Origin of the sequence: Microbacterium sp. nov. GSS16, assembly GCF_028198145.1 — a bacterium.
Classification (GTDB): Bacteria; Actinomycetota; Actinomycetes; order Actinomycetales; family Microbacteriaceae; genus Microbacterium.
In genome coordinates this window covers 1,924,931-1,948,573 of record NZ_CP116338.1, presented here as the reverse complement: position 1 = coordinate 1,948,573, position 23,643 = coordinate 1,924,931, and the positions used below count along the sequence as shown (strand labels likewise).

Annotated in this window: 22 protein-coding genes; 2 read left to right on the top strand and 20 right to left on the bottom strand. The window is 68.8% G+C overall.

Going from position 1 to position 23,643, the window contains the following annotated elements:
• Window positions 1-33 precede the first annotated feature (33 nt).
• Window positions 34-3,552, bottom strand: coding sequence for a DNA polymerase III subunit alpha (dnaE, locus tag PGB26_RS09275; RefSeq protein WP_271637348.1), 3,519 nt, complete (start codon window positions 3,550-3,552; stop codon window positions 34-36).
• Between the two features lie 60 nt (window positions 3,553-3,612).
• On the opposite strand from dnaE, the gene PGB26_RS09270 reads away from it, so the two are divergent.
• Entirely contained in the window at window positions 3,613-4,095 is a 483-nt protein-coding gene (locus tag PGB26_RS09270; RefSeq protein WP_271637347.1) for an NUDIX hydrolase, read from the top strand.
• 12 nt (window positions 4,096-4,107) lie between these two features.
• Here PGB26_RS09270 and PGB26_RS09265 read toward each other — a convergent pair whose 3' ends face one another.
• From PGB26_RS09265 to PGB26_RS09175, 19 genes are all read right to left on the bottom strand, one after another.
• Entirely contained in the window at window positions 4,108-5,040 is a 933-nt protein-coding gene (locus PGB26_RS09265) for an RluA family pseudouridine synthase (protein WP_271637346.1), read from the bottom strand.
• A gap of 2 nt (window positions 5,041-5,042) precedes the next feature.
• Window positions 5,043-5,585 carry a signal peptidase II gene (lspA, locus tag PGB26_RS09260; RefSeq protein ID WP_271637345.1) on the bottom strand — a complete coding sequence of 181 codons (543 nt, stop codon included), beginning with the start codon at window positions 5,583-5,585 and terminating at the stop codon, window positions 5,043-5,045.
• Between the two features lie 46 nt (window positions 5,586-5,631).
• Window positions 5,632-6,189, bottom strand: a complete 558-nt coding sequence (locus PGB26_RS09255; RefSeq protein WP_271637344.1) for a DivIVA domain-containing protein — start codon at window positions 6,187-6,189, stop codon at window positions 5,632-5,634.
• A gap of 143 nt (window positions 6,190-6,332) precedes the next feature.
• On the bottom strand, window positions 6,333-6,632 hold the full coding sequence (locus PGB26_RS09250; RefSeq protein ID WP_271637343.1) for a YggT family protein: 300 nt from the start codon (window positions 6,630-6,632) through the stop codon (window positions 6,333-6,335).
• A gap of 3 nt (window positions 6,633-6,635) precedes the next feature.
• Window positions 6,636-7,109 (bottom strand): cell division protein SepF, encoded by a 474-nt coding sequence (locus tag PGB26_RS09245; RefSeq protein ID WP_271637342.1) that lies wholly within the window; start codon window positions 7,107-7,109, stop codon window positions 6,636-6,638.
• Between the two features lie 43 nt (window positions 7,110-7,152).
• Window positions 7,153-7,830, bottom strand: coding sequence for a YggS family pyridoxal phosphate-dependent enzyme (locus PGB26_RS09240; protein ID WP_271637341.1), 678 nt, complete (start codon window positions 7,828-7,830; stop codon window positions 7,153-7,155).
• Window positions 7,827-8,969, bottom strand: a complete 1,143-nt coding sequence (gene ftsZ, locus PGB26_RS09235; RefSeq protein ID WP_271637340.1) for a cell division protein FtsZ — start codon at window positions 8,967-8,969, stop codon at window positions 7,827-7,829. Before ftsZ ends, PGB26_RS09240 begins: the two co-directional genes overlap by 4 nt.
• Before the next feature lie 153 nt (window positions 8,970-9,122).
• Window positions 9,123-10,157: an FtsQ-type POTRA domain-containing protein gene (locus PGB26_RS09230; protein ID WP_271637339.1), complete on the bottom strand. Its 1,035-nt coding sequence runs from the start codon at window positions 10,155-10,157 to the stop codon at window positions 9,123-9,125.
• Between the two features lies 1 nt (window position 10,158).
• A complete protein-coding gene (murC, locus tag PGB26_RS09225; RefSeq protein ID WP_271637338.1) occupies window positions 10,159-11,559 on the bottom strand; it encodes a UDP-N-acetylmuramate--L-alanine ligase in 1,401 nt (466 codons plus the stop codon).
• A 12-nt stretch (window positions 11,560-11,571) separates the two neighbouring features.
• A complete protein-coding gene (locus PGB26_RS09220; protein ID WP_271637337.1) occupies window positions 11,572-12,645 on the bottom strand; it encodes a UDP-N-acetylglucosamine--N-acetylmuramyl-(pentapeptide) pyrophosphoryl-undecaprenol N-acetylglucosamine transferase in 1,074 nt (357 codons plus the stop codon).
• Window positions 12,642-13,868, bottom strand: a complete 1,227-nt coding sequence (gene ftsW, locus PGB26_RS09215) for a putative lipid II flippase FtsW (protein ID WP_271637336.1) — start codon at window positions 13,866-13,868, stop codon at window positions 12,642-12,644. The genes PGB26_RS09220 and ftsW overlap by 4 nt, the downstream gene beginning before the upstream one ends.
• Before the next feature lie 13 nt (window positions 13,869-13,881).
• Window positions 13,882-15,384 (bottom strand): UDP-N-acetylmuramoyl-L-alanine--D-glutamate ligase, encoded by a 1,503-nt coding sequence (murD, locus tag PGB26_RS09210; RefSeq protein ID WP_271637335.1) that lies wholly within the window; start codon window positions 15,382-15,384, stop codon window positions 13,882-13,884.
• Window positions 15,381-16,481, bottom strand: a complete 1,101-nt coding sequence (gene mraY, locus PGB26_RS09205) for a phospho-N-acetylmuramoyl-pentapeptide-transferase (protein WP_271637334.1) — start codon at window positions 16,479-16,481, stop codon at window positions 15,381-15,383. The genes murD and mraY overlap by 4 nt, the downstream gene beginning before the upstream one ends.
• Window positions 16,478-17,890, bottom strand: a complete 1,413-nt coding sequence (locus tag PGB26_RS09200) for a UDP-N-acetylmuramoyl-tripeptide--D-alanyl-D-alanine ligase (RefSeq protein WP_271637333.1) — start codon at window positions 17,888-17,890, stop codon at window positions 16,478-16,480. Before PGB26_RS09200 ends, mraY begins: the two co-directional genes overlap by 4 nt.
• Window positions 17,891-17,920: 30 nt before the next feature.
• Window positions 17,921-19,720: a peptidoglycan D,D-transpeptidase FtsI family protein gene (locus tag PGB26_RS09195; protein WP_271637332.1), complete on the bottom strand. Its 1,800-nt coding sequence runs from the start codon at window positions 19,718-19,720 to the stop codon at window positions 17,921-17,923.
• A 20-nt stretch (window positions 19,721-19,740) separates the two neighbouring features.
• A complete protein-coding gene (locus tag PGB26_RS09190) occupies window positions 19,741-20,328 on the bottom strand; it encodes a hypothetical protein (RefSeq protein WP_271637331.1) in 588 nt (195 codons plus the stop codon).
• Entirely contained in the window at window positions 20,325-21,263 is a 939-nt protein-coding gene (gene rsmH, locus PGB26_RS09185) for a 16S rRNA (cytosine(1402)-N(4))-methyltransferase RsmH (RefSeq protein ID WP_271637330.1), read from the bottom strand. Before rsmH ends, PGB26_RS09190 begins: the two co-directional genes overlap by 4 nt.
• A gap of 96 nt (window positions 21,264-21,359) precedes the next feature.
• Entirely contained in the window at window positions 21,360-21,791 is a 432-nt protein-coding gene (gene mraZ, locus PGB26_RS09180; protein WP_271637329.1) for a division/cell wall cluster transcriptional repressor MraZ, read from the bottom strand.
• A 273-nt stretch (window positions 21,792-22,064) separates the two neighbouring features.
• Window positions 22,065-22,451: a DUF3040 domain-containing protein gene (locus PGB26_RS09175; RefSeq protein ID WP_271637328.1), complete on the bottom strand. Its 387-nt coding sequence runs from the start codon at window positions 22,449-22,451 to the stop codon at window positions 22,065-22,067.
• A 96-nt stretch (window positions 22,452-22,547) separates the two neighbouring features.
• Between PGB26_RS09175 and PGB26_RS09170 the strand changes: the two genes are divergently transcribed.
• Window positions 22,548-23,624 carry a polyprenyl synthetase family protein gene (locus PGB26_RS09170; protein WP_333909421.1) on the top strand — a complete coding sequence of 359 codons (1,077 nt, stop codon included), beginning with the start codon at window positions 22,548-22,550 and terminating at the stop codon, window positions 23,622-23,624.
• Window positions 23,625-23,643: the final 19 nt, after the last annotated feature.

The window sequence follows — 23,643 nt, the reverse complement described above, 5'->3', positions numbered from 1 at the left end:
GGGAGTTCGGTGCGTCGTGTCGCGGCTGCGGGCTCAGCCCAGACAGGCGGGGCCGAGCAGCGACTTGAGGTCGCCGAACAGGTCGGCGGACACCTTCACCGGCATCGGCACCTCGAAGACCTTCGCGGCGCCGCCGCGATGCACGCGCAGCAGCACCTCGGTCTCGCCGGCGTGGCGGCGCAGCACGTCGGCCAGGTCGTTCATGACGCGTTCGGTCGCCCGCTGCTCGGCGACCAGCAGCGAGAGCGGTCCCGCGGCGTCGAAGGATCCGACATCGGGGGCGAACGCCGACTGCGCGTGCAGGTTGAGCCCGTCGTCGCGTCGGGAGACGCGTCCGCGCACGGCGAGGATGGCGTCCTGCTGCAGCGTGTGCTGGAACTCGGTGTAGGTCTTGCCCATGAACATGACCGTCACCTCGCCGTTGAAGTCCTCGACGGTGATCATTCCGTACGGGTTGCCGCTGGCTTTGGCCACCCGGTGCTGCACGCTCGTCACGAGCCCGGCCACGGTGACCTGATCGCCGTCCTGAAGGTCCTCCGAAGTGAGCAGGTCGTTGATCGAGATCGACGCGTGCTTCGCGAGCGGCACCTCGAGTCCGGCGAGCGGGTGATCCGAGACGTACAGACCGAGCATCTCGCGCTCGAAGGCCAGCTTGTCCTTCTTCACCCACTCGGGGCGGTCGGGGACCTTCGCGGGAGCGGCCTCCTCCATGTCGTCGTAGAGGCTGTCGAAGTCGAAGCCGATCGCGCCCTGCGCCTCGTTCCGCTTGCGGTCGACGGCGGCCTCGACGGCGTCTTCATGGATCTCCATGAGCGCGCGTCGGGTGTCGCCCATCGAGTCGAACGCGCCGGCCTTGATCAGCGACTCGACGGTGCGCTTGTTCGAGACGTGCAGCGGCACCTTGCCGAGGAAGTCGTGGAACGAGGTGAACGGCCCCTCCGTGCGCGACGCGACGATCCCGTCCACGACGTTGCCGCCGACGTTGCGCACGGCGCCGAGGCCGAAGCGGATGTCTTCGCCGACGGCCGCGAAGAAGTTGATCGACTCCGACACGTCCGGCGGCAGCACCCGGATGCCCATGCGCCGGCACTCGTTGAGGTACAGCGCCATCTTGTCTTTGGAGTCGCCGACGCTGGTCAACAGGGCCGCCATGTACTCGGCCGGGTAGTGAGCCTTGAGGTACGCGGTCCAGTAGGAGACCAGCCCGTATGCGGCGGAGTGGGCTTTGTTGAAGGCGTAGTCCGAGAACGGCAGCAGGATGTCCCACAGCGCCTTCACCGCGCCCTCGCCGAAGCCGCGCTCCTTCATCCCGCCCGAGAAGCCCTCGTACTGCTTGTCGAGCTCGGACTTCTTCTTCTTTCCCATCGCGCGACGCAGGATGTCGGCCTGTCCGAGGCTGAACCCCGCGACCTTCTGCGCGATGGCCATGACCTGCTCCTGATAGATGATCAGACCGTACGACTCCTGCAGGATGTCGGCCAGAGGCTCTTCCAGCTCGGGGTGGATCGGCGTGATCTCCTGCAGACCGTTCTTGCGCAGAGCGTAGTTGGTGTGCGAGTTCGCACCCATCGGGCCCGGGCGGTACAGCGCGATGAGCGCCGAGATGTCGCCGAAGTTGTCGGGCTTCATGAGCCGCATCAGCGAGCGCAGCGGCGGGCTGTCGAGCTGGAAGACGCCGAGCGTGTCACCGCGGGCCAGCAGGTCGTAGACCGCGCGATCGTCGAGTCCGAGGTGCTCGAGATCGAGCTCCTCTCCCCTGTTCATCCGGATGTTGTCGAGCGCGTCCGAGATGATCGTGAGGTTGCGCAGCCCCAGGAAGTCCATCTTGATCAGGCCCAGCGACTCGCACGACGGGTAGTCGAACTGCGTGACGATCTGGCCGTCCTGCTCGCGCTTCATGATCGGGATGATGTCGAGCAGCGGGTGCGACGACATGATCACACCGGCGGCGTGCACGCCCCACTGCCGCTTCAGCCCCTCCAGCCCCAGCGCGCGGTCGAAGACGCGCTTGGCATCCGTGTCGGTGTCGATCAGCGCGCGGAATTCGCTCGCTTCCTTGTAGCGCGGGTGGGCGCTGTCGTACATGCCGCTGAGCGGCATGTCTTTGCCCATCACCGCCGGCGGCATCGCCTTGGTGAGACGGTCGCCCATGCTGAACGGGTAGCCGAGCACGCGCCCGGCGTCCTTCAGCGCCTGCTTGGACTTGATCGTGCCGTAGGTGACGATCTGGGCCACTCGCTCCGAGCCGTACTTCTGCGTCACGTACTCGATGACCTCGCCGCGGCGACGGTCGTCGAAGTCGACGTCGAAGTCGGGCATCGAGACGCGGTCGGGGTTGAGGAAGCGCTCGAAGATGAGTCCGTGCTCGAGCGGGTCGAGGTCGGTGATCTTCATCGCGTACGCGACCATCGATCCCGCTCCCGAGCCGCGACCGGGTCCGACGCGGATGCCGTGGTCCTTGGCCCAGTTGATGAAGTCGGCGACGACGAGGAAGTAGCCGGGGAACCCCATCTGCAGGATGATGCCGGTCTCGTACTCGGCCTGCTTGCGCACGCGGTCCGGGATGCCGTTCGGGTAGCGGTAGTGCAGCCCCTTCTCGACCTCCTTGACCAGCCAGCTGTCCTCGGTCTCGCCGTCGGGCACAGGGAACCGTGGCATGTAGTTCGCCTTGGTGTCGAACTCGACCTGGCAGCGCTCGGCGATCAGCAGCGTGTTGTCGCACGCCTCGGGGTGGTCGCGGAACATCTGGCGCATCTCCTGCGCCGTCTTGATGTAATAGCCGTCGCCGTCGAACTTGAACCTGTTCGGGTCGTCCATCGTCGACCCGGACTGCACGCAGAGCAGCGCTTCGTGGGCGTCCGCCTCGTGCTGATGGGTGTAGTGCGAGTCGTTCGTCGCCACGAGCGGGATGTTCAGGTCTTTCGACAGCCGCAGCAGATCGCTGATCACGCGCCGCTCGATGGAGAGACCGTGATCCATGATCTCGGCGAAGTAGTTCTCCTTGCCGAAGATGTCCTGGAACTCCGCGGCCGCAGCGCGCGCCGCGTCGTACTGCCCGAGCCGCAGCCGGGTCTGGATCTCCCCCGACGGGCATCCCGTGGTGGCGATCAGGCCCTTGCCGTAGGTCTGCAGCAGCTCACGATCCATGCGGGGCTTGAAGTAGTAGCCCTCGATGCTCGAGAGCGAGCTCAACCGGAACAGATTGTGCATGCCGGCGGTGGTCTCGCTCCACAGCGTGGTGTGGGTGTAGGCACCCGAACCGGAGACGTCGTCGCTCTTCTGATCCGCGGTTCCCCACGCCACGCGCGACTTGTCGCTTCGGTGCGTGCCGGGGGTCACGTACGCCTCGAGACCGATGATCGGCTTGACTCCGGCGGCGTTCGCGGCGTTGTAGAACTCGAACGCGGCGAAGGTGTTCCCGTGGTCGGTGACGGCGATCGCCGGCATCCCGTAGTCGGCCGCCGCCTGCGTCATCGAGGTGATCTTCGCCGCACCGTCCAGCATGGAGTACTCGCTGTGGACATGCAGGTGCACGAAGGAATCGGAGGCCATGCATCGAGTCTACGAGGCCCGTCGGACGCCCGCGTCGACGCCCCCTCGGTACGCTGAGGTATGGCCACTCCCGAGTTCGTCCTCGCTCTGCGCGAGCACATCGGCACCGCACCGCTGTCTCTGGTCGGCGTCACGGCGATCGTCTTCCGCGACGAGAAGGTGCTGCTGGGAAAGCGCGCCGACAACGGCGCGTGGCAGGCCGTCTCGGGCATCGTCGAGCCCGGTGAGGAACCGGCGGATGCCGCGGCGCGCGAGTGCCTGGGGGAGGCGGGTGTCGTGGTGTCGGTCGATCGGCTCGCGCTCGTGCAGCAGATGCCCCGCGTGACCTACGACAACGGCGACCAGGTCGACTACCTCGACCTCGTCTTCCGCTGCACCTGGGTGTCCGGCGATCCGCACCCCGCCGACGGGGAGCTGACCGAGGTGGGCTTCTACGATCTGGCGGCGATGGGCGATGTGGACGATGCGCATGTGCGCAGCATCGCTCTGGCGATGGCGGAGGACGACCCTGCGACCTTCCGCGGGGGCCGCGTCAAGCGCTGAGGTCGAGTCGCATCAGTCCGATTCGCGCCCCGGGTCGAGCACGTCGAGGGCATGACGGAAGTCGGCGGGGTAGGGCGACTCGAACTGCACCCACTCACCGGTCGCCGGGTGCGCGAAGGCGAGCCGATGTGCGTGAAGCCACTGCCTGGTCAGGCCGAGCCGCGCCGAGAGGGTCGGGTCGGCGCCGTAGAGCGGATCGCCGACGCAGGGATGCCGGTGCGCCGCCATGTGCACGCGGATCTGATGTGTGCGGCCCGTCTCGAGATGGATCTCGAGCAGGGAGGCGCCCGGGAACGCCTCGAGGGTCTCGTAGTGGGTGACCGAGGGCTTGCCGTCCGGCACGACGGCGAACTTCCAGCTGTGGTTCGGGTGGCGTCCGATCGGCGCATCGATCGTGCCGGCGAGGGGATCAGGATGGCCCTGTACGACGGCGTGATAGATCTTCTCGACCGTGCGCTCCTTGAAGGCCCGCTTCAGAGCGGTGTACGCGCTCTCTGTCTTCGCCACGACCATCAGGCCACTGGTGCCCACATCCAGCCTGTGCACGACGCCCTGCCGCTCGGGCGCTCCGCTGGTCGCGACCCGGAAGCCCGCCGCGGCGAGAGCGCCGACGACCGTCGGTCCCTCCCAGCCGAGCGACGGGTGAGCTGCGACGCCGGTCGGCTTGTCGACCACGACGATGTCGTCGTCGTCGTGGACGATCCCCAGCTCGGGCACGGGGATCGGCTCTATACTCGGCTCCTCCTTGGGCGACCAGCTCACGTCGAGCCAGCCGCCTGCGCGCAGTCGATCGGACTTGCCCAGGGCGACGCCGTCGAGGGTGACGCCCCCCGCTTCGGCGACCTCCGCCGCGAAGGTGCGCGAGAACCCGAGCATCTTGGCCAGCGCCGCGTCGACGCGCTGGCCGTCGAGCCCGTCGGGGACGGGAAGGCTGCGGGACTGCACGGTCAGATCCCCGCGGACGCCGCCGCGTCCTCATGGCCGTCCGCAGCCGGGTCCTGCGCGCTCTTCGCGTGATCCCGCTCTCGCGTGCCGTCGAGGCGCATGCCGAGGACGACGAGCAGCGCGACGGAGATCATGCCGGAGACGATGAAGATGTCGGCCACGTTGAAGATCGCCGGCAGCATCCACGGCATCGAGATCATGTCGACGACGTGGCCGACCGCGAAGCCGGGCTCGCGAAGCAGCCGATCTGCGAGGTTGCCGAGAACGCCGCCGAGCAGACATCCGAGGACGACGGCCCACAGCCGCGAGCGCACCTCGAACGTCTTCCAGACGATCACGCCGACCACCACGGCCATGGCGATGGTGAAGATCCACGTCATGCTCGAGCCGATCGAGAACGCTGCTCCGGAATTGCGGATGTAGTACAGCTGAAGGAACTCCCCCAGCACCGGAACCGCCTCCGCCTTGGGCAGGTTCTCGATGGTGAGGTGCTTCACAAACTGATCGGCGGCCAGCACGATCGCCGCGAGAGATGCGACGATCATGCCGGCCGCCGACCGACGAAGGGGACGACGTCCTGCCAAGAGTGACCTACAGGCCGATGGCGGAGACGGGCGTCGAATCCGTCGAGGACTTCTGGTCGAGGTCGCGCAGCTGGCCCTCGATCATCGCGCGGAGCTTGCCGCGGTAGTCGCGCTCGAACTCGCGCAGTTCGGTGATGCGACCCTCGAGCATGTTGCGCTCGCGCTCGAGTCGTGCCGACTCCTCGCGCTGCTTCGCCTCGGCTTCGGTGCGGATGCGCGCGACCTCGGTCTCGGCCTCTTCGATGAGCTGCTTGCGCTTGGCCTCGCCCTCGGCGACGTGCTCGTCGTGCAGACGCTGTGCGAGCTCGATGATGCCGGCGGAGGTGCCGACGGGCGAGCCCTCACCGGCCGGAGCCGGGGTCGGTGCGGCGGCGGGAGCCGGAGCGTTCTCGCCGGACTCGAACGCGGCGAGCTTGGCCTTCAGCTCGTTGTTCTCCTCGATGGTCTTGCGCCATTCAACGACGATCTCGTCGAGGTAGTCGTCGACCTCTTCGGGGTCGAAGCCGTCCTTGAATCGGACGTGCTGGAACTCCTTGTGGACGACGTCATCAGGGGTAAGTGCCATGGGTGGCTCCTCTTTCGATGAGTTCGGTTGCCAGTCGCTGAGAGCCGGCGATGTGGTTCATTCGACGCGTACCCGGGGCGCGCGTCTGGGAGCCAAGCATAGTCCCCCAGTCTGGGCGACGCGATGCGCGGTCGCTCAGACGATCAGGTCAGCGCACGGATGATCGCCATCAGGATGAACACGCTGAACATCGTCAGCATGAACCCGAAATCGAGCGCGATCGAGCCGATGCGCAGCGGCGGGACCAGCCTGCGGAAGAAGCGGATCGGCGGATCGGTGACGGTGTAGACGAGCTCGGCGACGACCAGGCCGGCACCTTTCGGCCGCCACGACCTGTTGAACATGGGGATGTACTCGAGCACGAGCCTCACGATGAGCACGAGCACGTACAGCGTCAGCACCAGTTCGGCGATGCCGCCGATGATGCTGAGGATCGCTCCCACGGATCAGGAGTCGAACGAGGCGGAATCCGCCTGCGCGAGGCCACCCTGACCTGACACGGCGATGTTCTCGGGCGAGAGCAGGAAGACCTTGCTCGTGACCCGCTCGATGCGACCGTACAGCCCGAGCGAGAGCCCGCTGGCGAAGTCGATGAGACGGCGCGCGTCGGCGTCGCTCATCTGCGACAGGTTGATGATCACCGGCACGCCCTCGCGGAAGTTCTCGGCGATGATCTGCGCGTCGCGATACTGCTTGGGATGCACGGTGAGGATCTCGTTGACCGTGCCAGCCGCCGGCTGACGCACAGCCGTCGGACGACGCAGGGGCGTGACGGGCGCGGGCGCGGTCTCGTCGCGCTCGGGCGTCTCGTGCTTGTCGCGGGAGGCTCGCGCCGGCGTCGGCGTGGCTTCCTCCTCGTAGACCTCTTCCTCGTCGGCAAGGCCGAGATACACCATGGTCTTCTTCAGCGGGTTACCCATCGTGTCCTCCGGTTCGAACGTTCGGGCTGGTCTGGTTGAAAGGCTAACCCCGGTCGGGGCGTGGTCCTGTGATTGCGGAACCGATCCGCAGGTGTGTCGCGCCTGCGTCGATCGCCGCTTCGAAATCTCCGGTCATCCCGGCTGAGATCCAGTCGGCTCCCGGCGAGAGCGCACGCACGCGATCGGCGACGTCGCGCAGCCGAGCGAAGGCTCGAGAAGGCTCCTCGTCGAGCGGGGCGACCGCCATGACGCCGCGCAGCCTGAGGGACGGGAGGCCGAGCACGTGCTCGGTCAGCGCCTCGGCGTCGCCGAGGGCGCTGCCGCCGCGCCCGGTGTCCTCGGTGAGGTTGACCTGCACGAGCACATCCAGGCGGTCCCCGTCGGCACCTGACCGATGCAGCGCATCGGCGAGCTTGACGCGGTCGACGGAGTGCACCACGTCCGCATCCCGCCGGATGGCGGCGGCCTTGTTCGTCTGGGCCTGGCCGATGAAGTGCCACCGCACATCGAGCCCGTCGAGGGCGTCGCGCTTGGCGGTCATCTCCTGCTGTCGGTTCTCACCGACATCCGTCACACCGAGCTCGTGCAGCTCACGCACCAGGGAGGCCGGGTGGAACTTCGTCACCACGATCCGGGTGATCTCACCCGGATCCCGGCCCGCCCGGCGCGCGGCGTCGGCGATGCGCTCGTCTATCGCCGACAGCCGCGCGCGGAGCGTCACTTGAGGAACTCGGGGATGTCGATGTCGTCGTCCGAGAAGGCCGGCTCGATGCTGGATGCCACGGGCGCCGGCGCCACAGCCGGCTTGGCCGGCTCGGGGCGCTCCTCGGCGGCCTTCTCGTCCAGGCGCACCTCCGGCAGCGGGTTCGCCGCAGGGCGCTCGACGACCATCGGCTCCAGTCGCGGTGCGGGCTCGCCGCCGTCGAAGCCGGCGGCGATCACGGTGACGCGCACCTCGTCGCCGAGGGTGTCGTCGATGACCGTTCCGAAGATGATGTTCGCCTCGGGGTGCGCGGCCTCCTTGACGAGGTCGGCGGCGTCATGGATCTCGAAGATGCCGAGGTTCGAGCCACCCTGGATCGAGAGCAGCACGCCGTGCGCACCCTCGATGGACGCCTCGAGCAGCGGGGACTCGACGGCCAGCTCGGCGGCCTTGATGGCGCGGTCGGCGCCGCGGGCCGATCCGATTCCCATGAGCGCGGAGCCAGCCCCCTGCATGACCGACTTCACGTCGGCGAAGTCGAGGTTGATGAGGCCGGGGGTGGTGATCAGGTCGGTGATGCCCTGCACACCGGCGAGGAGCACCTGGTCGGCCGTCGCGAAGGCCTCGATCATGGAGATGCCGCGATCGCTGATCTCGAGGAGTCGGTCGTTCGGCACCACGATGAGGGTGTCGACCTCTTCCTTCAGCTTCGCGACGCCTGCCTCGGCCTGGCTCTGGCGGCGACGGCCCTCGAACGAGAACGGCTTGGTCACCACGCCGATGGTCAGCGCGCCGATCGACTTCGCGATCCGCGCGACCACGGGCGCGCCGCCCGTTCCGGTGCCGCCGCCCTCGCCGGCGGTGACGAAGACCATGTCGGCGCCGGTGAGCGCCTGCTCGATCTCCTCGGCGTGGTCTTCAGCAGCCCGACGACCGACCTCGGGGTCGGCTCCGGCACCGAGTCCTCGGGTGAGCTCGCGACCCACGTCGAGCTTGACGTCGGCGTCACTCATAAGCAGCGCCTGGGCGTCGGTGTTGACGGCGATGAACTCGACTCCGCGGAGTCCGAGCTCGATCATGCGGTTGACGGCGTTGACGCCGCCACCGCCGACGCCGACGACCTTGATCACGGCGAGGTAGTTCTGGTTCTGGCTCATGGCCGGCCTCCGTTATTCGAGCCTGACGAGGGATAAACCTTAAACCTCAACGAGAGGGTTAAACTGTTTCCCGGTATTGCGTTCTCGTCAACGACGGTATGCGCAACACCGGCGTGCGCGCGCACCGACACGGCGTGTCGCCGCGATCTGCTCTCAGCCCACGACCGGAACGGTCGGAGACGACACGTCGAAGGTGCTCGACTGCGGCGCGGCCGCGATCAGTCGCACCAGCACTGCGGCCTTGCGGGAGGAGTCCTTCTCGCTCCCCCACACCACCGTCTTGCCGTCTGCGAGGCTCAGCGTCACGTCATCGCCGGAGGTAGCCCGCACCTGCGTCACCGTCGCGCGCAGGTCGGCCGGAAGCGAGCGCATCACGAGCCCCGCGCTGTGGAACGCGGTCGAGCCGAGACCGCCCGTGATGTCGAGCTCGGGTGCGCCCGCTGGTCGCTCCCGGCTCGATGAGAGCACCACACCGGCGGCGTCGACGACCGAGTAGACGTCGCCGTCGCGGATCGCGCCCACCGGGGTGCGCTCTACGATGCGCACCAGCAGCTCGCGCGGCGGCCGCACCTCCAGAGCGTAGGACTCGATGATCGGGAACTCGGCCAGCGCCGAATTGACGCGACCGGCGTCGACCAGAGCGAGCGGGGCGCCGATCTGGTCGGCGAGCGACTGCTGCACGGTGGCCGGGTCGATGCTCGTCGCACCCGCGACGGTGATCTTCTCCACCGCGAAGAGCGGACTGTACGCGGCGATCACGCTGCCGAGCACGAGAGCGACGAGCGCACCCGTCGACCCCCACACGACGAGACGTCTGCGGCGGGAGCGCTGAGTGAAGCGTCGGATCTCGGCGCGCAGCGCCTTCCGGCGGGCGCGCGCGGCGCGCCACACCTCGCTGCTGCGCATTGCGGAGCGAGCGGCATCCTGATCCTCCTCCGCGATCACCGCGGTGACGGAGTATCCGTCCGGCTCGGCGCCCGCGTGCGTGCCGAGACCGGCGTCCGCCTCCGGATGCCCGGCATCCGCAACCTCGGCATCCGGCGCCCCGGCGGCCCTGCGTCCGGCCTCCCGCTTCCCCGCGTCACCGAAGCGCTGCAGGCGGCGGCGAGGCGCGGACGGGGAACCCTCGGCGATGTCGCCCGGGGTCGGCTCCTCGGGCGATGCGGGAAGCGGTGCCGGGCGCCGCATCTCAGTCCTCGACGGGTCGGCGCAGCGCGTCGAGCACCTGCGGGATGATCTGGTAGACGTTTCCGCAGCCGAGGGTCACGACGCAGTCGCCGTCGCGGGCGATGCGGGCGGTGTAGTCGGCCGCCTCCTGCCAGTCCGGCACGTAGTGCACGTTCGCCTGATCGGCGAAGGCACCGCTGACCAGCTCGCCGGTGACGCCGGGCACGGGGTCCTCGCGCGCGCCGTAGACGTCGAGCATCACCGTGTGATCGGCGAGCTCCTCGAGCACGGCCGCGAACTCCCGGAACATGTGCTGCGTGCGCGAGTACGTGTGCGGCTGCTGGATCGCGATCAGGCGGCCCGATCCTGCAACACCGCGCATGGCCTCGAGAGCGGCGCGCACCTCGGTCGGATGGTGCGAGTAGTCGTCGTACACCCGCACGCCGCGCGCCTCACCGTGCAGCTCGAGCCTGCGCACGGTGCCCGCGAAGCCCTCGACGGCTCGTGCCGCCTCGGTCAGGCCGTAGCCGAGCGTGAGCAGCACGGCGACGATGCCGCCGGCGTTGATCGCATTGTGCGCACCGGGCACCGCCAGCTGCATGCGCACGGACTCGTCACCGTGCATGAGGGTCGCAGACGCATGTCCGGTCGTGTCGATGTCGTCGATGCGCAGATCGGCGTCCGCTGCGCGCCCGAAGGTGACGACGGTGCCGTGGCTGAGACCGGCCCTCACGCGCTGAGCTCCCGGATCGTCGCTCGAGATGACCACGGCCTCGCGGGCTTCGTCGCCGAAGCGGACGAAGGCGTCGTAGAACGCCTGCTCCGAGCCGAAGTAGTCGAGGTGATCGGGATCGACGTTGGTGATCAGCGCGATCGCCGTGTCGTACAGCAGGAAGGTGCCGTCCGACTCGTCGGCCTCGATCACGAACATCTCGTCCGCGCCGGTGCCGCTCGAGACGCCGAGCTGCTCGATCACGCCGCCGTTGACGAAGCTCGGGTCGGCGCCCAGCGCCTGTAGCGCCGTGACCAGCATGCCGGTCGAGCTGGTCTTGCCGTGTGCTCCGGCGACGGAGACGAGACGCCGACGGCCGATCAGCCAGTGCAGCGCCTGCGATCGGTGGATCACGTGCAGGCCGCGATGCTTCGCCGTGACGAACTCGGGATTCTCGGGCCAGATCGCCCCGGTGTGGATCACCGTGTCGGCGTCGCCGAGATGCCCGGCGTCGTGGCCGACGTGCACGGTCGCCCCCGCTGCCGCGAGAGCGCGCAGGTTGTCGCTGTCGGCTCGGTCGCTGCCCGAGACGCGGATCCCCGCGTCGAGGAACATCTTCGCGAGCCCGCTCATGCCGGAACCGCCGATGCCGATGAAGTGGGCGGAGGTGATGGTCTCGGGGATCGGGAGGGAGAGGTCGGGTCTGATCATGTCGCTCCCAGTCTACTTTTCGGCGAGGGCGCGATCGATCAGCGCGATGAGGTCTTCCGTGCCGGTGCGGGAGCCGATGCGCTCCGCCGCCGCTGCCATCGCGTCGATGCGCGAGCGGTCGCCGAGCAGCGGGACGATCTTCTCGCGTACGGCGTCGCCGTCGAAGGTCGCGTCATCGAGCAGGACGGCGGCTCCCGCATCGACGGCGGATGCGGCGTTGAGTCGCTGCTCGCCGTTGCCGACTGCGTACGGCACGTACATCGCGGGGATGCCCAGGGCGCTGACCTCGCTGACGGTGGCGGAGCCCGAGCGCGAGACGATCAGGTCGGCCAGCGCGAAGGCGAGGTCCATCCGGTCGATGTACCGGAGCATCGTGTAGCCGGGCACCTGCGGGTCGACCAGATCACTGCGCTCGCCGGTCGCGTGCAGCAGCTGCCAGCCCGCGGCGAGCACATCCGCCCACGATCCGGCGATCGCCTCGTTCAGTCGCAGCGCTCCCAGCGACCCGCCGAAGACGAGCAGAATCGGTCGCTCGGCGTCGAGACCGAAGTGGGCCGCCGCCTCGGCACGCGTGGCCTGGCGGTCGAGCTCGACGATCTCGCGCCGCAGGGGCATCCCGACCACTTCGCCGCGCTTCAGCGGCGTGCCCTCGAAGGCGACGCCGACCGCTGCCGCGGTGCGGGCGCCGAGCACGTTCGCCAGTCCGGGCCTGGCGTTCGCCTCGTGCACCACGAAGGGCACCCGCTCGCGCCGGGCGGCGACGTAGGCCGGCGCCGACGCATAGCCGCCGAAGCCGACGACGACGTCCACGCCGCGGCTGCGGATGTGCCGGCGCACCTGCGACACCGCTCGCTGGAAGCGGGCGGGGAACACGACAGCCGCGCCGTCGGGTCGGCGTGGGAACGGAACCTTGTCGACGATGAGCAGCTCGTAACCGCGCTCCGGGACGAGACGCGCCTCGAGTCCCTCCTTCGTGCCGAGCACCAGCACGTCGCCGTCTCTGCGATCGCGCAGCATGTCGGCGACGGCGAGCAGCGGATTGACATGGCCGGCGGTGCCGCCGCCGGCGAGGAGGTACGAAGTCACCTCGCGACCCTACCCCGAGTGGTCGCGATACCTCCGGGAGCAGGCTGAGCGGCGTCGCCTGCGACCGTGGGCGGCAGCGTCCGGGCGAAGGCCAGCAGCACACCGCACGCCGCGAGCACCGAGATGAGCGCACTGCCGCCCTGTGACATGAACGGCAGCGGCACGCCCATCACCGGGAACACGCGCAGCACGACGCCGATGTTGATGAGGGCCTGCCCCAGGATCCACACGCCGATCCCGCCTGCGGCGACTCGCGCGAAGGGATCGGTGGTGCGGCGCACGATGCGGAAGACGCCGATCGCGAAGACGGCGAACAGGGCGAGCACGAGGACGCAGCCGATCAGCCCGAGCTCCTCGCCGACGATCGCGAAGATGTAGTCGTTCTCGGCTGCGGGAAGCCAGCCGTACTTCTCCTGCGAGTTGCCGAGACCCACGCCGAAGATGCCGCCGTTGGCCATCCCCCACATGCCGTGCACCGCCTGGTAGCACTCCCTGGTCGGGTCGCAGGACTCAGGATTGAAGGCCGAGAGGATGCGCTTCATCCGGTTTTCGCTCGTGAGGGCGTAGCCGAGCACGGCCACGATGCCGCCGACGAGCGGGAGGATGAACAGCCGCAGCTTGACCCCGGCGAAGAACAGGGCGCCGAGCACGATCAGCACGAGGACCATGGCGGTGCCGAGGTCCTCACCTCCGATCACCGTGCCGATGGCCATGATCGACACGGGCACCACCGGGATGAACACGTGGTGCCAGATGCCCAGGCGCGCGCGCTTGCGCAGCAGCACGAACGCGATCCACAGGGCGAGGGCGAGCTTCAGGAACTCGGAGGGCTGCAGCTGGAACCCCGCGATGTTCACCCAGTTCGTGTTGCCGTAGGAAGACACGCGCAGCCCCGGAACGAACACGAGCAGCTGAAGGGCGGTGGCGCCGATCAGCGCGGGCCAGGCGATCCGGCCGAGGAAGGCGACCGGGATCCGGCTGACGAGCAGCATCAGCGGGATGCCGAGGGCTGCGAAGACACCCTGCTTGAACGCGCCCTCCCAGGGGTCGGCCCTCGCGCTGGTGGCCGAGAGGACCATGACCCACCCGAAGACGGTCAGCACGAGCGCCGTCGAGGCGATGAGGACGAACTCGGTGGTCGGCGGGGTGAACAGCCTGCCGAGAGAGACCCGGGCGGCGAGACCGCGATCGCCTGCGCGCGGAGGGCTGGTGGTCTGCGTCATCCGCCCTCTCCGTCTACGATCCGGATCGCTCGATCCATGCGCGCACCGCCTGTGCGAAGCGCTCTCCTCGGTCCGCATAGCTGGAGAACTGATCGAAGGACGCCGCGGCGGGGGCCAGCAGCACCGTCCCCTCGCCATCGATGATCCCGGTCGCCAGTTCCACGACGCGATCCATGACCTCACCAGTCTCGCCGGGGAGGACCTCGAAGACGGGCACCTCGGATGCGTGTCGCTCGAATGCCGCGAGAACGGGTGTGCGCTCGACGCCGATGACGATCGCCGCGGCGGCCGTGCGGCCTGCGCCGGCGACGAGGTCAGCCAGGTCGACGCCCTTCAGATCGCCGCCGACGATCCAGACCGCTCCCGGATAGGCGCGCAGCGAAGACGCCGCGGCGTGCGGATTGGTCGCCTTCGAGTCGTCTATCCAGCGGATGCCGCGGTGCTCGGCGACCATCTGGATGCGGTGCGCGTCCAGGGCGAAGCCCTGCAGGGCGTCGTGGATGTCGGCGGGGGCGACTCCGAGCGAGCGGGCCAGAGCGGCCGCCGCGAGGATGTTCTGCACGATGTGCGGCGCGTCGAGGCCGACCGCTCGCAGCTCGGCCACGGTCGTCAGCTCAAGGGCGCTGTGGCGACGGTCGTCATGGAACGCCCGATCGACGAGGATCCCGTCGACGATGCCGAGGTCGCTCGGTCCTGGAGTGCCCAGATCGAACCCGATCGCCCTGGCTCCCTCGGTGACGTCCGCCTCCTCGACCATGCGCATGGTCGCGGCATCCGCCTTGTTGTAGACGCAGGCGACTTTCGTGTGCCGGTAGACGAACGACTTCGCCTCGCGATACGCGTCTGCGCTGCCGTGCCAGACGAGGTGATCGTCGGCGAGGTTCAGGCAGACGGCGGCCTGCGGCACGAGCTGTCCGGCTGCTTCGGACTGACCGATGTACCAGAGCTGGTGGCTGGACAGCTCGACGACCAGCACGTCGAAGCCGCCGGGATCGCGCACGGCGTCGAGCACGGGGATCCCGATGTTGCCGCAGGGCGCGGCACGCAGCCCGCCGGCCTGCAGCAGCGTCGCGGTGAGCTGCGTGGTCGTGGTCTTGCCGTTCGTGCCGGTGATCAGCACCCACTCGGCGGGCGTCCCGTCTGCTCGCACCACCTTGTCGCGCACCCTCCAGGCGAGCTCGACATCGCCCCAGAGCGCGATGTCGTTCTGCTGCGCCCAGCGGATGACCGGGTGCGAAGGCGGGAAGCCGGGGGACGCGACGACGACGTCGGGAGCGAAATCGCTGAGCGCCGTGGGCACCTCGGAGAGCGGGTCGAGCTCGAGGCGCGCGCCGATCACGGGCACGAGCCTGGCGTACTCCTCCGATGCGCTCTCGGAGAGCACGAGGACGTCGGCGCCGAGCTCGGTGAGAGTGTCGGCGGCCGAGAAACCGGTCATCGACAGACCGAGCACCGCGACGCGGAGCCCTGACCAATCGGCGCGCCAGCTGGTGAGGGAGTCGAGTCGTGCGCTCATGCCTGGACCAGCCAGTCGACGTAGAAGAGCCCGACCGCCGACACCGCCAGGAGCCCCGCGATGATCCACAGGCGCACGACGATCGTCACCTCGGCCCAGCCGCGCATCTCGAGATGGTGGTGGAACGGACTCATCAGGAACAGGCGCTTGCCCCGGGTGACCTTGAAGTACAGCCGCTGCAGGATGACCGAGCCTGACGAGAGCACGAAGATGCCGGCGATGATGAACAGCAGCAGCTCGGTGCGGGTGAGGATCGCCATCGCGGTGACGACGCCGCCGATGGCCATCGATCCGACATCGCCCATGAACACCTTCGCCTTGGGAGCGTTCCACCACAGGAAGCCGACCAGACCGCCGGCGAACGCGGCGGCGACCGTCGCCAGGTTGAGCGGCTCGCGCACCTCATAGCATCCGGCCTGGGCCAGCAGGGATCCCACGCACGACTGCTTGAACTGCCAGAAGGCGATGAGACTGTACGCGCCCACGACGAAGACGCCGGCACCGGCCGCCAGGCCGTCGAGCCCGTCGGTGAGGTTGACGCTGTTCGAGGTGGCGACTCCGATCACCGCGACCCAGATCAGATAGAGGATCCAGCCGAGCACCGCGCCGAAGGCGAAGAGATTGAGCCACGGGATGTCGCGGAACAGCGACACGTACCCGCTCGCCGGGTACTGGCCCAGGCGGTTCGGGAAGTTCAGTGCCACGATGCCGAACGGCACGAGCACGAGCAGCTGTCCGACGACCTTGCGCCAGCCGGAGAGCCCGAGGCTGCGCTGGCTGCGGACCTTCATGTAGTCGTCGATGAAGCCGACGATGCCGAAGCCGACCATGAGCCACAGCACGAGGATGGCCGACAGAGCGGGCGTCGTGCCGCCGAAGTAGGTGCCGGCGAAGTATCCGACGATCGTGCCGACGATGAAGATCACGCCGCCCATCGTGGGCGTGCCACGCTTGGCCTCGTGGCTGGGGTTGGCGATGTCCTCGGGGGTCCGGATGACCTGGCCCCAGCCGATCCGGCGGAACACCTTGAGGAAGACCGGGGTCAGGAAGAGAGAGAAGGCGAGCGATATCGCGGTCGCCATCAGCAAAGACCTCACGAGAACGATTCTCCCAGACGATCGCCGAGGTGCCGGAGCCCTGCGGAGTTGGACGACTTGACGAGCACCCGGTCCCCGTCGCGCAGCTCGCCCGTGAGATAGTCGAAAGCCGCGTCCTGATCGGGCAGGTGCACGGCCTCGCCGTCCCACGAGCCCTCGCCGACTGCGGCGAGGTACAGACGCCTCGCATCAGGCCCGACGACGACGATGCGCTGGATGTTCAGCCGCACGGCGAGCAGCCCGATGCGATCGTGCTCCTCGCCCGCCGTCTCGCCGAGTTCACTCATCGCGCCGAGCACCGCGACGGTGCGCTCGTGCGGACCGGAGATCTGGGCGAGGGTTCGCAGAGCCGCGGCCATCGAATCGGGGCTCGCGTTGTAGGCGTCGTTGATGATGCGCACGCGGTCGGAGCCCATCGGCTGCATGCGCCAGCGCTCGGCGATCTGCACGGTCTCCAGACGGCTGATCGATGCGCTGACCGGCACGCCGAGCACCCTGGCCGCGGAGATCGCGGCCAGCGCGTTGTGCACATGGTGGGCCCCGAGCACCCGCAGCCGCAGCGGGGTCTCCTCGCCGTCGGCGATGATGACTGCGGTCGTGCCATCGGAGGCCACCTCGATGCTGTCGGCGCGGACCTCGGCATCCGGATGCTGGCCGAAGCCCACCACCGACATACCCCGCTCCTCGGCGATGCGGCGCATCGCCCAGACCCTCGGGTCGTCGATGTTCAGCACGGCCGTGCCGTCGGCCCGCGCCGCAGAGACCAGCTCCGACTTCGCCAGCGCCGTCTGCTCGATCCCGCCGAAGCCTCCGGCATGCGCGAGGCCGACCATGAGCACGACCGAGACGTCCGGCTCGACGAGACCGGCGAGGCGGGCGATGCTGCCGCGGCCCGCGGCGCCGAACTCGCTGACCAGGTACCGGGTCTCGTGCGTCACTCGCAGCATGGTCAGCGGCGCGCCGACCTCGTTGTTGTACGAGCGCACGGGAGCGACCGTCTCGCCCTCGTCGGAGAGGATGCGCGCGAGGAAGTTCTTCGTCGTCGTCTTGCCGTTCGACCCGGTGATGCCCACGATGCGCAGGCGTCCCGCGGCGCGCACGCGCGCGACCACCTCCCGCGCGAGGTCGGCGAGGGCGGTGACCGCGTCGGCGACGACGATCTGCGAGATCGGGGCATCGACGGGCCGCTCCACGATGGCGAGCACGGCGCCGGCATCCGCGGCGGCCGGCACGAAGCGATGGCCGTCGGTGGCCTCGCCGGGCTTGGCGACGAAGACGGCCCCGGGGACCACCTCCCTGGAGTCGGTGTCGACGATTCCGTCGACGACGGTGTCAGCCGTGTCGGCGGCGTGCAGGCGCAGCTCGCCGCGGAGGATCTCGGCGATCTCGCCGAGCGGAAGGGCGATCATGTGGCATCTCCTTGCGCGGCGGAACGCCGGCTAGTCGAATTTCGGGAGCAGCTCGTCCATGGGCTGCGAAGAGGGAGCGACGCGGTAGGTCTTGAGCACCTGAGTGAGCGCCTTCTGCAGAGCAGGCGCGGTGGCCGCGGATGATGTAATCCTAGTCGGCTCGTCGAGGGTGACCATCACGACGTACTGCGGATCCTCGATCGGAGCGACTCCGATGATGCTCGTCTCGTACACGCCGGCCTTGTACCCGCCGTGTCCATCCGGAGTCTGCGCGGTGCCCGTCTTCGAGCCGATCCGGTAGCCGGGAACGGCGATCGCATCGGCCAGACCGCCCTGCACGGCCACGTTCTCGAGCATGCGTCGCACCTGCGAGGAGGTCTCGGCCGAGACGACCTGTTCTCGCTCGGTGCGGGTCTTGTGCACCGTGCCGTCGCTGTCGGTGCATGACTCGATCAGGCTCAGGCCGATCCGCTCCCCGTTGTTCGCGAGGGTCTGGTATGCGCTCACCACCTGGGCCGGCGTCACGGTGAACGCCTGACCGAACGTCGTCGTGTACAGGGTCTGGTTGTCCCACTTCTCGGGCGGCGCGACCCCGCCCGGCTCCTCCGCGGGCCAGCGCATGTCGGTCTTCTCGCCCACGCCGAACTTCTTCAGGTACTCGTAGCGCGTCTCGGGCGAGACCATCGTGCCGAACTTCGACAGCGCCACGTTCGATGAGTCGATGAGGGCGCCGGCGAGCGTGTAGTCGTATCGCGGGTGCGAGAACGCGTCGCCGACGTTGGCGCCGTTGGGGAAGCGCTCCCGGCTCTCCGCCGAGACGGTGGTCTCGGGCGTGACCGCCTTCTCCTCCAGCAGCGTCGCTGCGGTGATCGGCTTGAACGTCGAACCCGGCTCGTAGGTGTGGGTGAAGATCTGCGACTTCCACAGGTTCGACGGCACGCCGTCGACGTCGTTGGGGTCCACGGTGGGCGCCTCGGCCATCGCGCGGATCTTGCCGGTCTTCACCTCCACGACGGTGACGGTGCCGCTCTGCGCGCCCTGCTTCTGCACCTCTTCGGCGAGCATCTGCTGCAGATACCAGTTCAGGTCGCTGTCGATCGTCAACTCCACCGTCCCGCCGTCGACGGCGGGGGTGATCTGCTCGCTGCCCGGGATCTTCACGCCGCCCTGACCGCTGAGGTAGGTCATCTCACCGTTCTCGGGCGTGAGGCACTGGTCTGCGATGCGCTCCACGCCGTACTGCGCAGTGCCCGATCCGTCGAGGAAGCCGAGCGCGCTGCCCGCCACCGCGCCGTTCGGGTACACCCGCACCGAACGCGGCTTCATCGCGATGTACGCGAGCCCCTGATCGGCCTTGAGCGAGCGCAGCTCGAGATACTGCTCGGTGCTCAGCCCGCTGGCGAGCTCGAGATACTGCGAATCCGGATCCTCGGCGAGCTTGTCGGCAAGGCGGGTGCGCAGACCATCGGCGCTGACACCGGCGATGCGGGCGATGCGCTCACTGGCCTCGTCCCACGCGAGCTTCGGCTTCTTGCGCTTGTCGGTCTGCTCTTCGAACTGCCGGATGAGCAGAGGAGAGAGCTCGGCGTCGTACACCGTCACGCTCGAGGCGAGCACGGTGCCGTCAGCATCGGTGATGTCGCCTCGCGCGCCGGCGATCACCTGGGTCGAGCCGAGGTTCCCCGTGTTCACGCCGTCGGCGACGTGGTCGTCGGCGTGCACCACCTGGATGTCGACGAGACGGAACACGAAGGCGCCGAGCACCGTGAGGATCACCGCGAGGGCGACGACTGTGCGTCGCCGCTGTGAACGAGTGGCTCGAGTCGTCATGCGCGTCTCCGTGCGGTGAGTTATCGGGTGACGGGGGTGGGAAGGCCGTCTGTGACGACCGGCGGGGCGGCGGGCTCGGGCGGAAGGGCGGCCACGGCGTCGGCGCCGTCATCCAGCACCGGCACGGTGTCGGAGCCGGGCGGTGCCGGCGGGGGTACGAGCAGGGCGTTGCCGACCGCGGTCCCCCCGTTGGGGTTGACGGTGGATGCCCAGCTCGCGCTGTCTCCAGCGCCGAGCACCTGCCCGTCGCTCAGGCGCAGGTACGAAGCCGATCCGGCGACGACGAGGCCCATGGCATCCGCCTTCTGCGCCAGCGACTGAGGCGAGCTGATGCCGACGAGCTGCTCGTGCAGCGCCTGCTTCTGCAGACCGAGCTCGTGCTGCTGGGTGTTCAGGCCGGCGAGCACGAAGGCGTCCTGCGTGGTGGCGAGCGAGATGCCCATCTGCGCGGCCCCGATCGCCAGAGCGCCGCCGACGGCGAGGGCTGCGTACGCGAGTCGCGGCCGGCGTCTGCGGGCGGGTGCGGATACGGGTGCCAGCCGGCGCGGAGGCTCGGCCCGGGGGGCCGGTGCGGGGCGCGGCAGGGCGCGCGCGGTCTGGAGGCTCATGCCGACTCCCTCAGCTTCTCAGCGGCGCGCAGCCGCACGGGTATCGCGCGCGGGTTGCGCGCCTTCTCTTCTTCGCTCGCGAGTTCCGCGCCCTTGGTGAGTGTGCGGAAGCGGGGGGCGTGCTCGGGAAGCTCGACGGGAAGACCCGCGGGCGCGGTCGAGGAGGATGCTGCCGAGAACGCCTGCTTGACGAGGCGGTCCTCGAGCGACTGGTATGCCATGACCGCGATGCGACCTCCGACGGTGAGCGCGTCCATCGCCGCTGGGATGGCGTCGGCGAGCACGCTCAGCTCGGAGTTGACCTCGATGCGCAGCGCCTGGAAGACGCGTTTGGCGGGGTGGCCGGCGCGCTGCGCCGCGGCCGGCGTGGCGGCGACGAGCAGATCGACCAGCTCGCCCGATCGGGTGAGGGGATGCTCGTTGCGCGCCTCGACGATGAAGCGGGCGTAGCGTCCGGCGAGCTTCTCCTCGCCGAACCGCTCGAAGATCCGTCGAAGCTGACCCTCGCTGTACTCGGCGAGAATGGTCGCGGCGGTGCGTCCCCTCGTCTGGTCCATGCGCATGTCGAGCGGCGCATCCTTCGAGTACGCGAAGCCGCGGTCGGCCTCATCGAGCTGAAGCGATGAGACGCCGAGGTCGAACAGGATCGCTGAGGCACCCTGGGCGTGCAGGCCGATCTCGTCGTAGACGGTGTGCACGAGCGTGACGCGATCACCGAAGGGCGCCAGGCGCTCGCCTGCGATGCGCAGAGCGTCGGTGTCGCGGTCGAGTCCGATCAGACGTATGCCGGGGAACCGCTCGAGGAACGCCTCCGAGTGCCCGCCCATGCCGAGCGTGGCGTCGACGAGCACCGCGCCGTCGTGCTGCAGAGCGGGGGCGAGCAGCTCGATGCAGCGCTCCAGCAGCACGGGTGTGTGGATGTCGCGGATGCTCATGATCTTCTCCCGTGACCTCCGGCTCTGATTCCTCTCCGCTCGACCCGGCACCGGGGAAGTGTGTCGGGGCGGAGCGGCGAGGCATCACAGCCGTGGTCAGAACAAGCCGGGAATCACCTCCTGTTCCAGATCGGCGTAGGACTCTTCATTGCTCTCGAGGTAGTCGTTCCAGGCGGCGGCGTCCCAGATCTCGGCGTGGGCGCCGACGCCGGTGACGACCAGCTCCTTCTCCAGCCCCGCGTACTGCCTGAGGTGGGCGGGGATGGTGATGCGGTTCTGGCTGTCGGGCATCTCGGCGCTGGCGCCGGAGAGGAACATGCGCAGAAAGCTGCGAGCCTGCTTGTCGGTGAGGGGCGCCTCGCGGATCCGCTCGTGCTTCGCCTCGAACTCGGCCGTGCTGAAGACGTACAGGCAGCGCTCCTGTCCGCGGGTGACCACGATGCCGCCGGCGAGGTCCTCGCGGAACTTCGCAGGAAGGATCACGCGGCCCTTGTCGTCGAGCTTCGGCGTGTGGGTACCCAGCAGCACTGGCCATCACCCCCTCTGCGTCCGGCCAACTCGAGGTGTGCACCACTTTACTCCACTTCACTCCACTTTCCTATGCCGAATCCAGGTCGATACCGAGCAGATGTCGGCGTTCTCGGGTCGCAGCCCGCGAGATGACGCGGAACACGGCTGGTGGGGCAGGGTGGAGGACGAGTGGAGGCCGGGTGGAAGGGTGGCCTTTCCCGAGGTCTCAGGGGACATGAAAAAACCCGGATGCTCGGCATCCGGGTCTCTCAGTGGTTCAGAGGAGGGCGATCAGCGCTCGTCCTGGCGCCGATCCCAGCGGTCGTTCATCCGGTCCATGAAGGAGGAGTCCCGCGTCTTCGCACCACGAGGGCTCGACGGCGCGTGGGGAGCGGCCGTGCGACGCACCGGCGTGAACGCGAGGATCGCACCGCCCAGCATGGCCAGGAAGGCGACGACACCGAGGATGATGCTGCCGACCGCCCCGAGCCTGTCCCCCGCTGCGACGGCGGCGATGAGACCGCCGATGCCGGCGAGCAGCAGAAGAGCGCCGTAGACCAGATTGCGGTAGCTGAGAGCCCGGTCGCCGGACGGCGCCGTGACGACATCCGCGTCGTGCTGGAGAAGATGGCGTTCCATCTCATCGAGCATGCGCTGCTCTTGTTCGGAAAGAGGCATGTCCAACCCCCTCGGTTCGGTGACTCGAGTCTACCCGCGCGCGGCGCAGTCGGCTAGCCGAGCGTCCCCCGATTGTCTGCATCTAGGCTGGGAATCGTGTCATCCTCCCTCGTCATCGACGCCGTCGCCGAGAGACTCGACCTCTTCGTGCAGAGCATGCGCCTGCGAAGCGCGGAGTACGGCCCCGATGCCGAGCTGTTTCTGAACGCCGCCGCCGCCACCCTGCAGGGCGGCAAGCGCCTGCGCGCTCGGTTCGCCCACGCGGGCTGGCTCGCAGCGACCGGCGACCGCACGCCGGTGGATCCGGCGCTCTGGGGCCTCGGCGCCGCACTGGAGGTCTTCCAGTCGGCGGCGCTCGTACACGACGATCTGATCGACAACTCCGACACGCGTCGCGGCCGCCCGGCGTCGCACCGCGCCCTCGAAGCCGCCCATCGCGACGCCGGCTGGCACGGCGATGCCGCCGCCTTCGGCCGTTCGACGGCCGTGCTGCTCGGCGACCTTCTCGTCGCCTGGAGCGATGACCTGCTCGAGGAGAGCCTCGTCGGGCACGAGCACGCCGGCGCCGCGCGCGCGGAGTACGCCCGGATGCGGCGCGATGTCACCGTCGGTCAGATGCTGGATGTGACCGAGGAGTCGGCGTGGAGCGTCAACGAGCCCTCCTCCCTTCTCGAACGCGCGCTGCGCGTGGCCGCCCTGAAATCCGCCAGATACAGCGTCGAGCAGCCAATCCTCCTCGGGGCGACTCTCGGCGGCGCTGACGAACCGCTGCTCGGACGACTGCGGGCCTTCGGGCATCCGGTCGGCATGGCCTTCCAGCTGCGCGACGACATGCTCGGCGTCTTCGGCGACCCCGTGGTCACGGGCAAGCCGGCAGGCGACGACCTGCGCGAGGGCAAGCGCACGGCCCTCATCGCGATCGCACGAGAGTCGCTCGCACCGGATGCCCGCGCCCTGCTCGACGAGCGCATCGGCGACCCCGATCTCAGCGCAGCAGAGGTTGCAGAGCTTCAGGGGCTGATCCGCGAGAGCGGGGCCGCGACGCGTGTCGAGCAGATGATCGCCGACTACAGCGGCACGGCGGTCCGAGCCCTTCGTGACGCCGAGCTGAACCAGACGGCGTCTCAAGCGCTGCAGGCGCTGGCCGAGGCCGCGATCGCACGCTCGGCCTGAATCCGCACCGCGGCGGGTC

Excerpts from the sequence above, each read along its gene's own strand:
- dnaE (WP_271637348.1), bottom strand. The coding sequence starts at position 3,552 with ATGGCCTCCGATTCCTTCGTGCACCTGCATGTCCACAGCGAGTACTCC.
- PGB26_RS09270 (WP_271637347.1), top strand. The coding sequence starts at position 3,613 with ATGGCCACTCCCGAGTTCGTCCTCGCTCTGCGCGAGCACATCGGCACC.
- lspA (WP_271637345.1), bottom strand. The coding sequence starts at position 5,585 with ATGATCGTCGCATCTCTCGCGGCGATCGTGCTGGCCGCCGATCAGTTT.
- PGB26_RS09255 (WP_271637344.1), bottom strand. The coding sequence starts at position 6,189 with ATGGCACTTACCCCTGATGACGTCGTCCACAAGGAGTTCCAGCACGTC.
- PGB26_RS09245 (WP_271637342.1), bottom strand. The coding sequence starts at position 7,109 with ATGGGTAACCCGCTGAAGAAGACCATGGTGTATCTCGGCCTTGCCGAC.
- ftsZ (WP_271637340.1), bottom strand. The coding sequence starts at position 8,969 with ATGAGCCAGAACCAGAACTACCTCGCCGTGATCAAGGTCGTCGGCGTC.
- PGB26_RS09230 (WP_271637339.1), bottom strand. The coding sequence starts at position 10,157 with ATGCGGCGCCCGGCACCGCTTCCCGCATCGCCCGAGGAGCCGACCCCG.
- murC (WP_271637338.1), bottom strand. The coding sequence starts at position 11,559 with ATGATCAGACCCGACCTCTCCCTCCCGATCCCCGAGACCATCACCTCC.
- ftsW (WP_271637336.1), bottom strand. The coding sequence starts at position 13,868 with ATGACGCAGACCACCAGCCCTCCGCGCGCAGGCGATCGCGGTCTCGCC.
- murD (WP_271637335.1), bottom strand. The coding sequence starts at position 15,384 with ATGAGCGCACGACTCGACTCCCTCACCAGCTGGCGCGCCGATTGGTCA.
- PGB26_RS09200 (WP_271637333.1), bottom strand. The coding sequence starts at position 17,890 with ATGATCGCCCTTCCGCTCGGCGAGATCGCCGAGATCCTCCGCGGCGAG.
- PGB26_RS09195 (WP_271637332.1), bottom strand. The coding sequence starts at position 19,720 with ATGACGACTCGAGCCACTCGTTCACAGCGGCGACGCACAGTCGTCGCC.
- PGB26_RS09190 (WP_271637331.1), bottom strand. The coding sequence starts at position 20,328 with ATGAGCCTCCAGACCGCGCGCGCCCTGCCGCGCCCCGCACCGGCCCCC.
- rsmH (WP_271637330.1), bottom strand. The coding sequence starts at position 21,263 with ATGAGCATCCGCGACATCCACACACCCGTGCTGCTGGAGCGCTGCATC.
- PGB26_RS09175 (WP_271637328.1), bottom strand. The coding sequence starts at position 22,451 with ATGCCTCTTTCCGAACAAGAGCAGCGCATGCTCGATGAGATGGAACGC.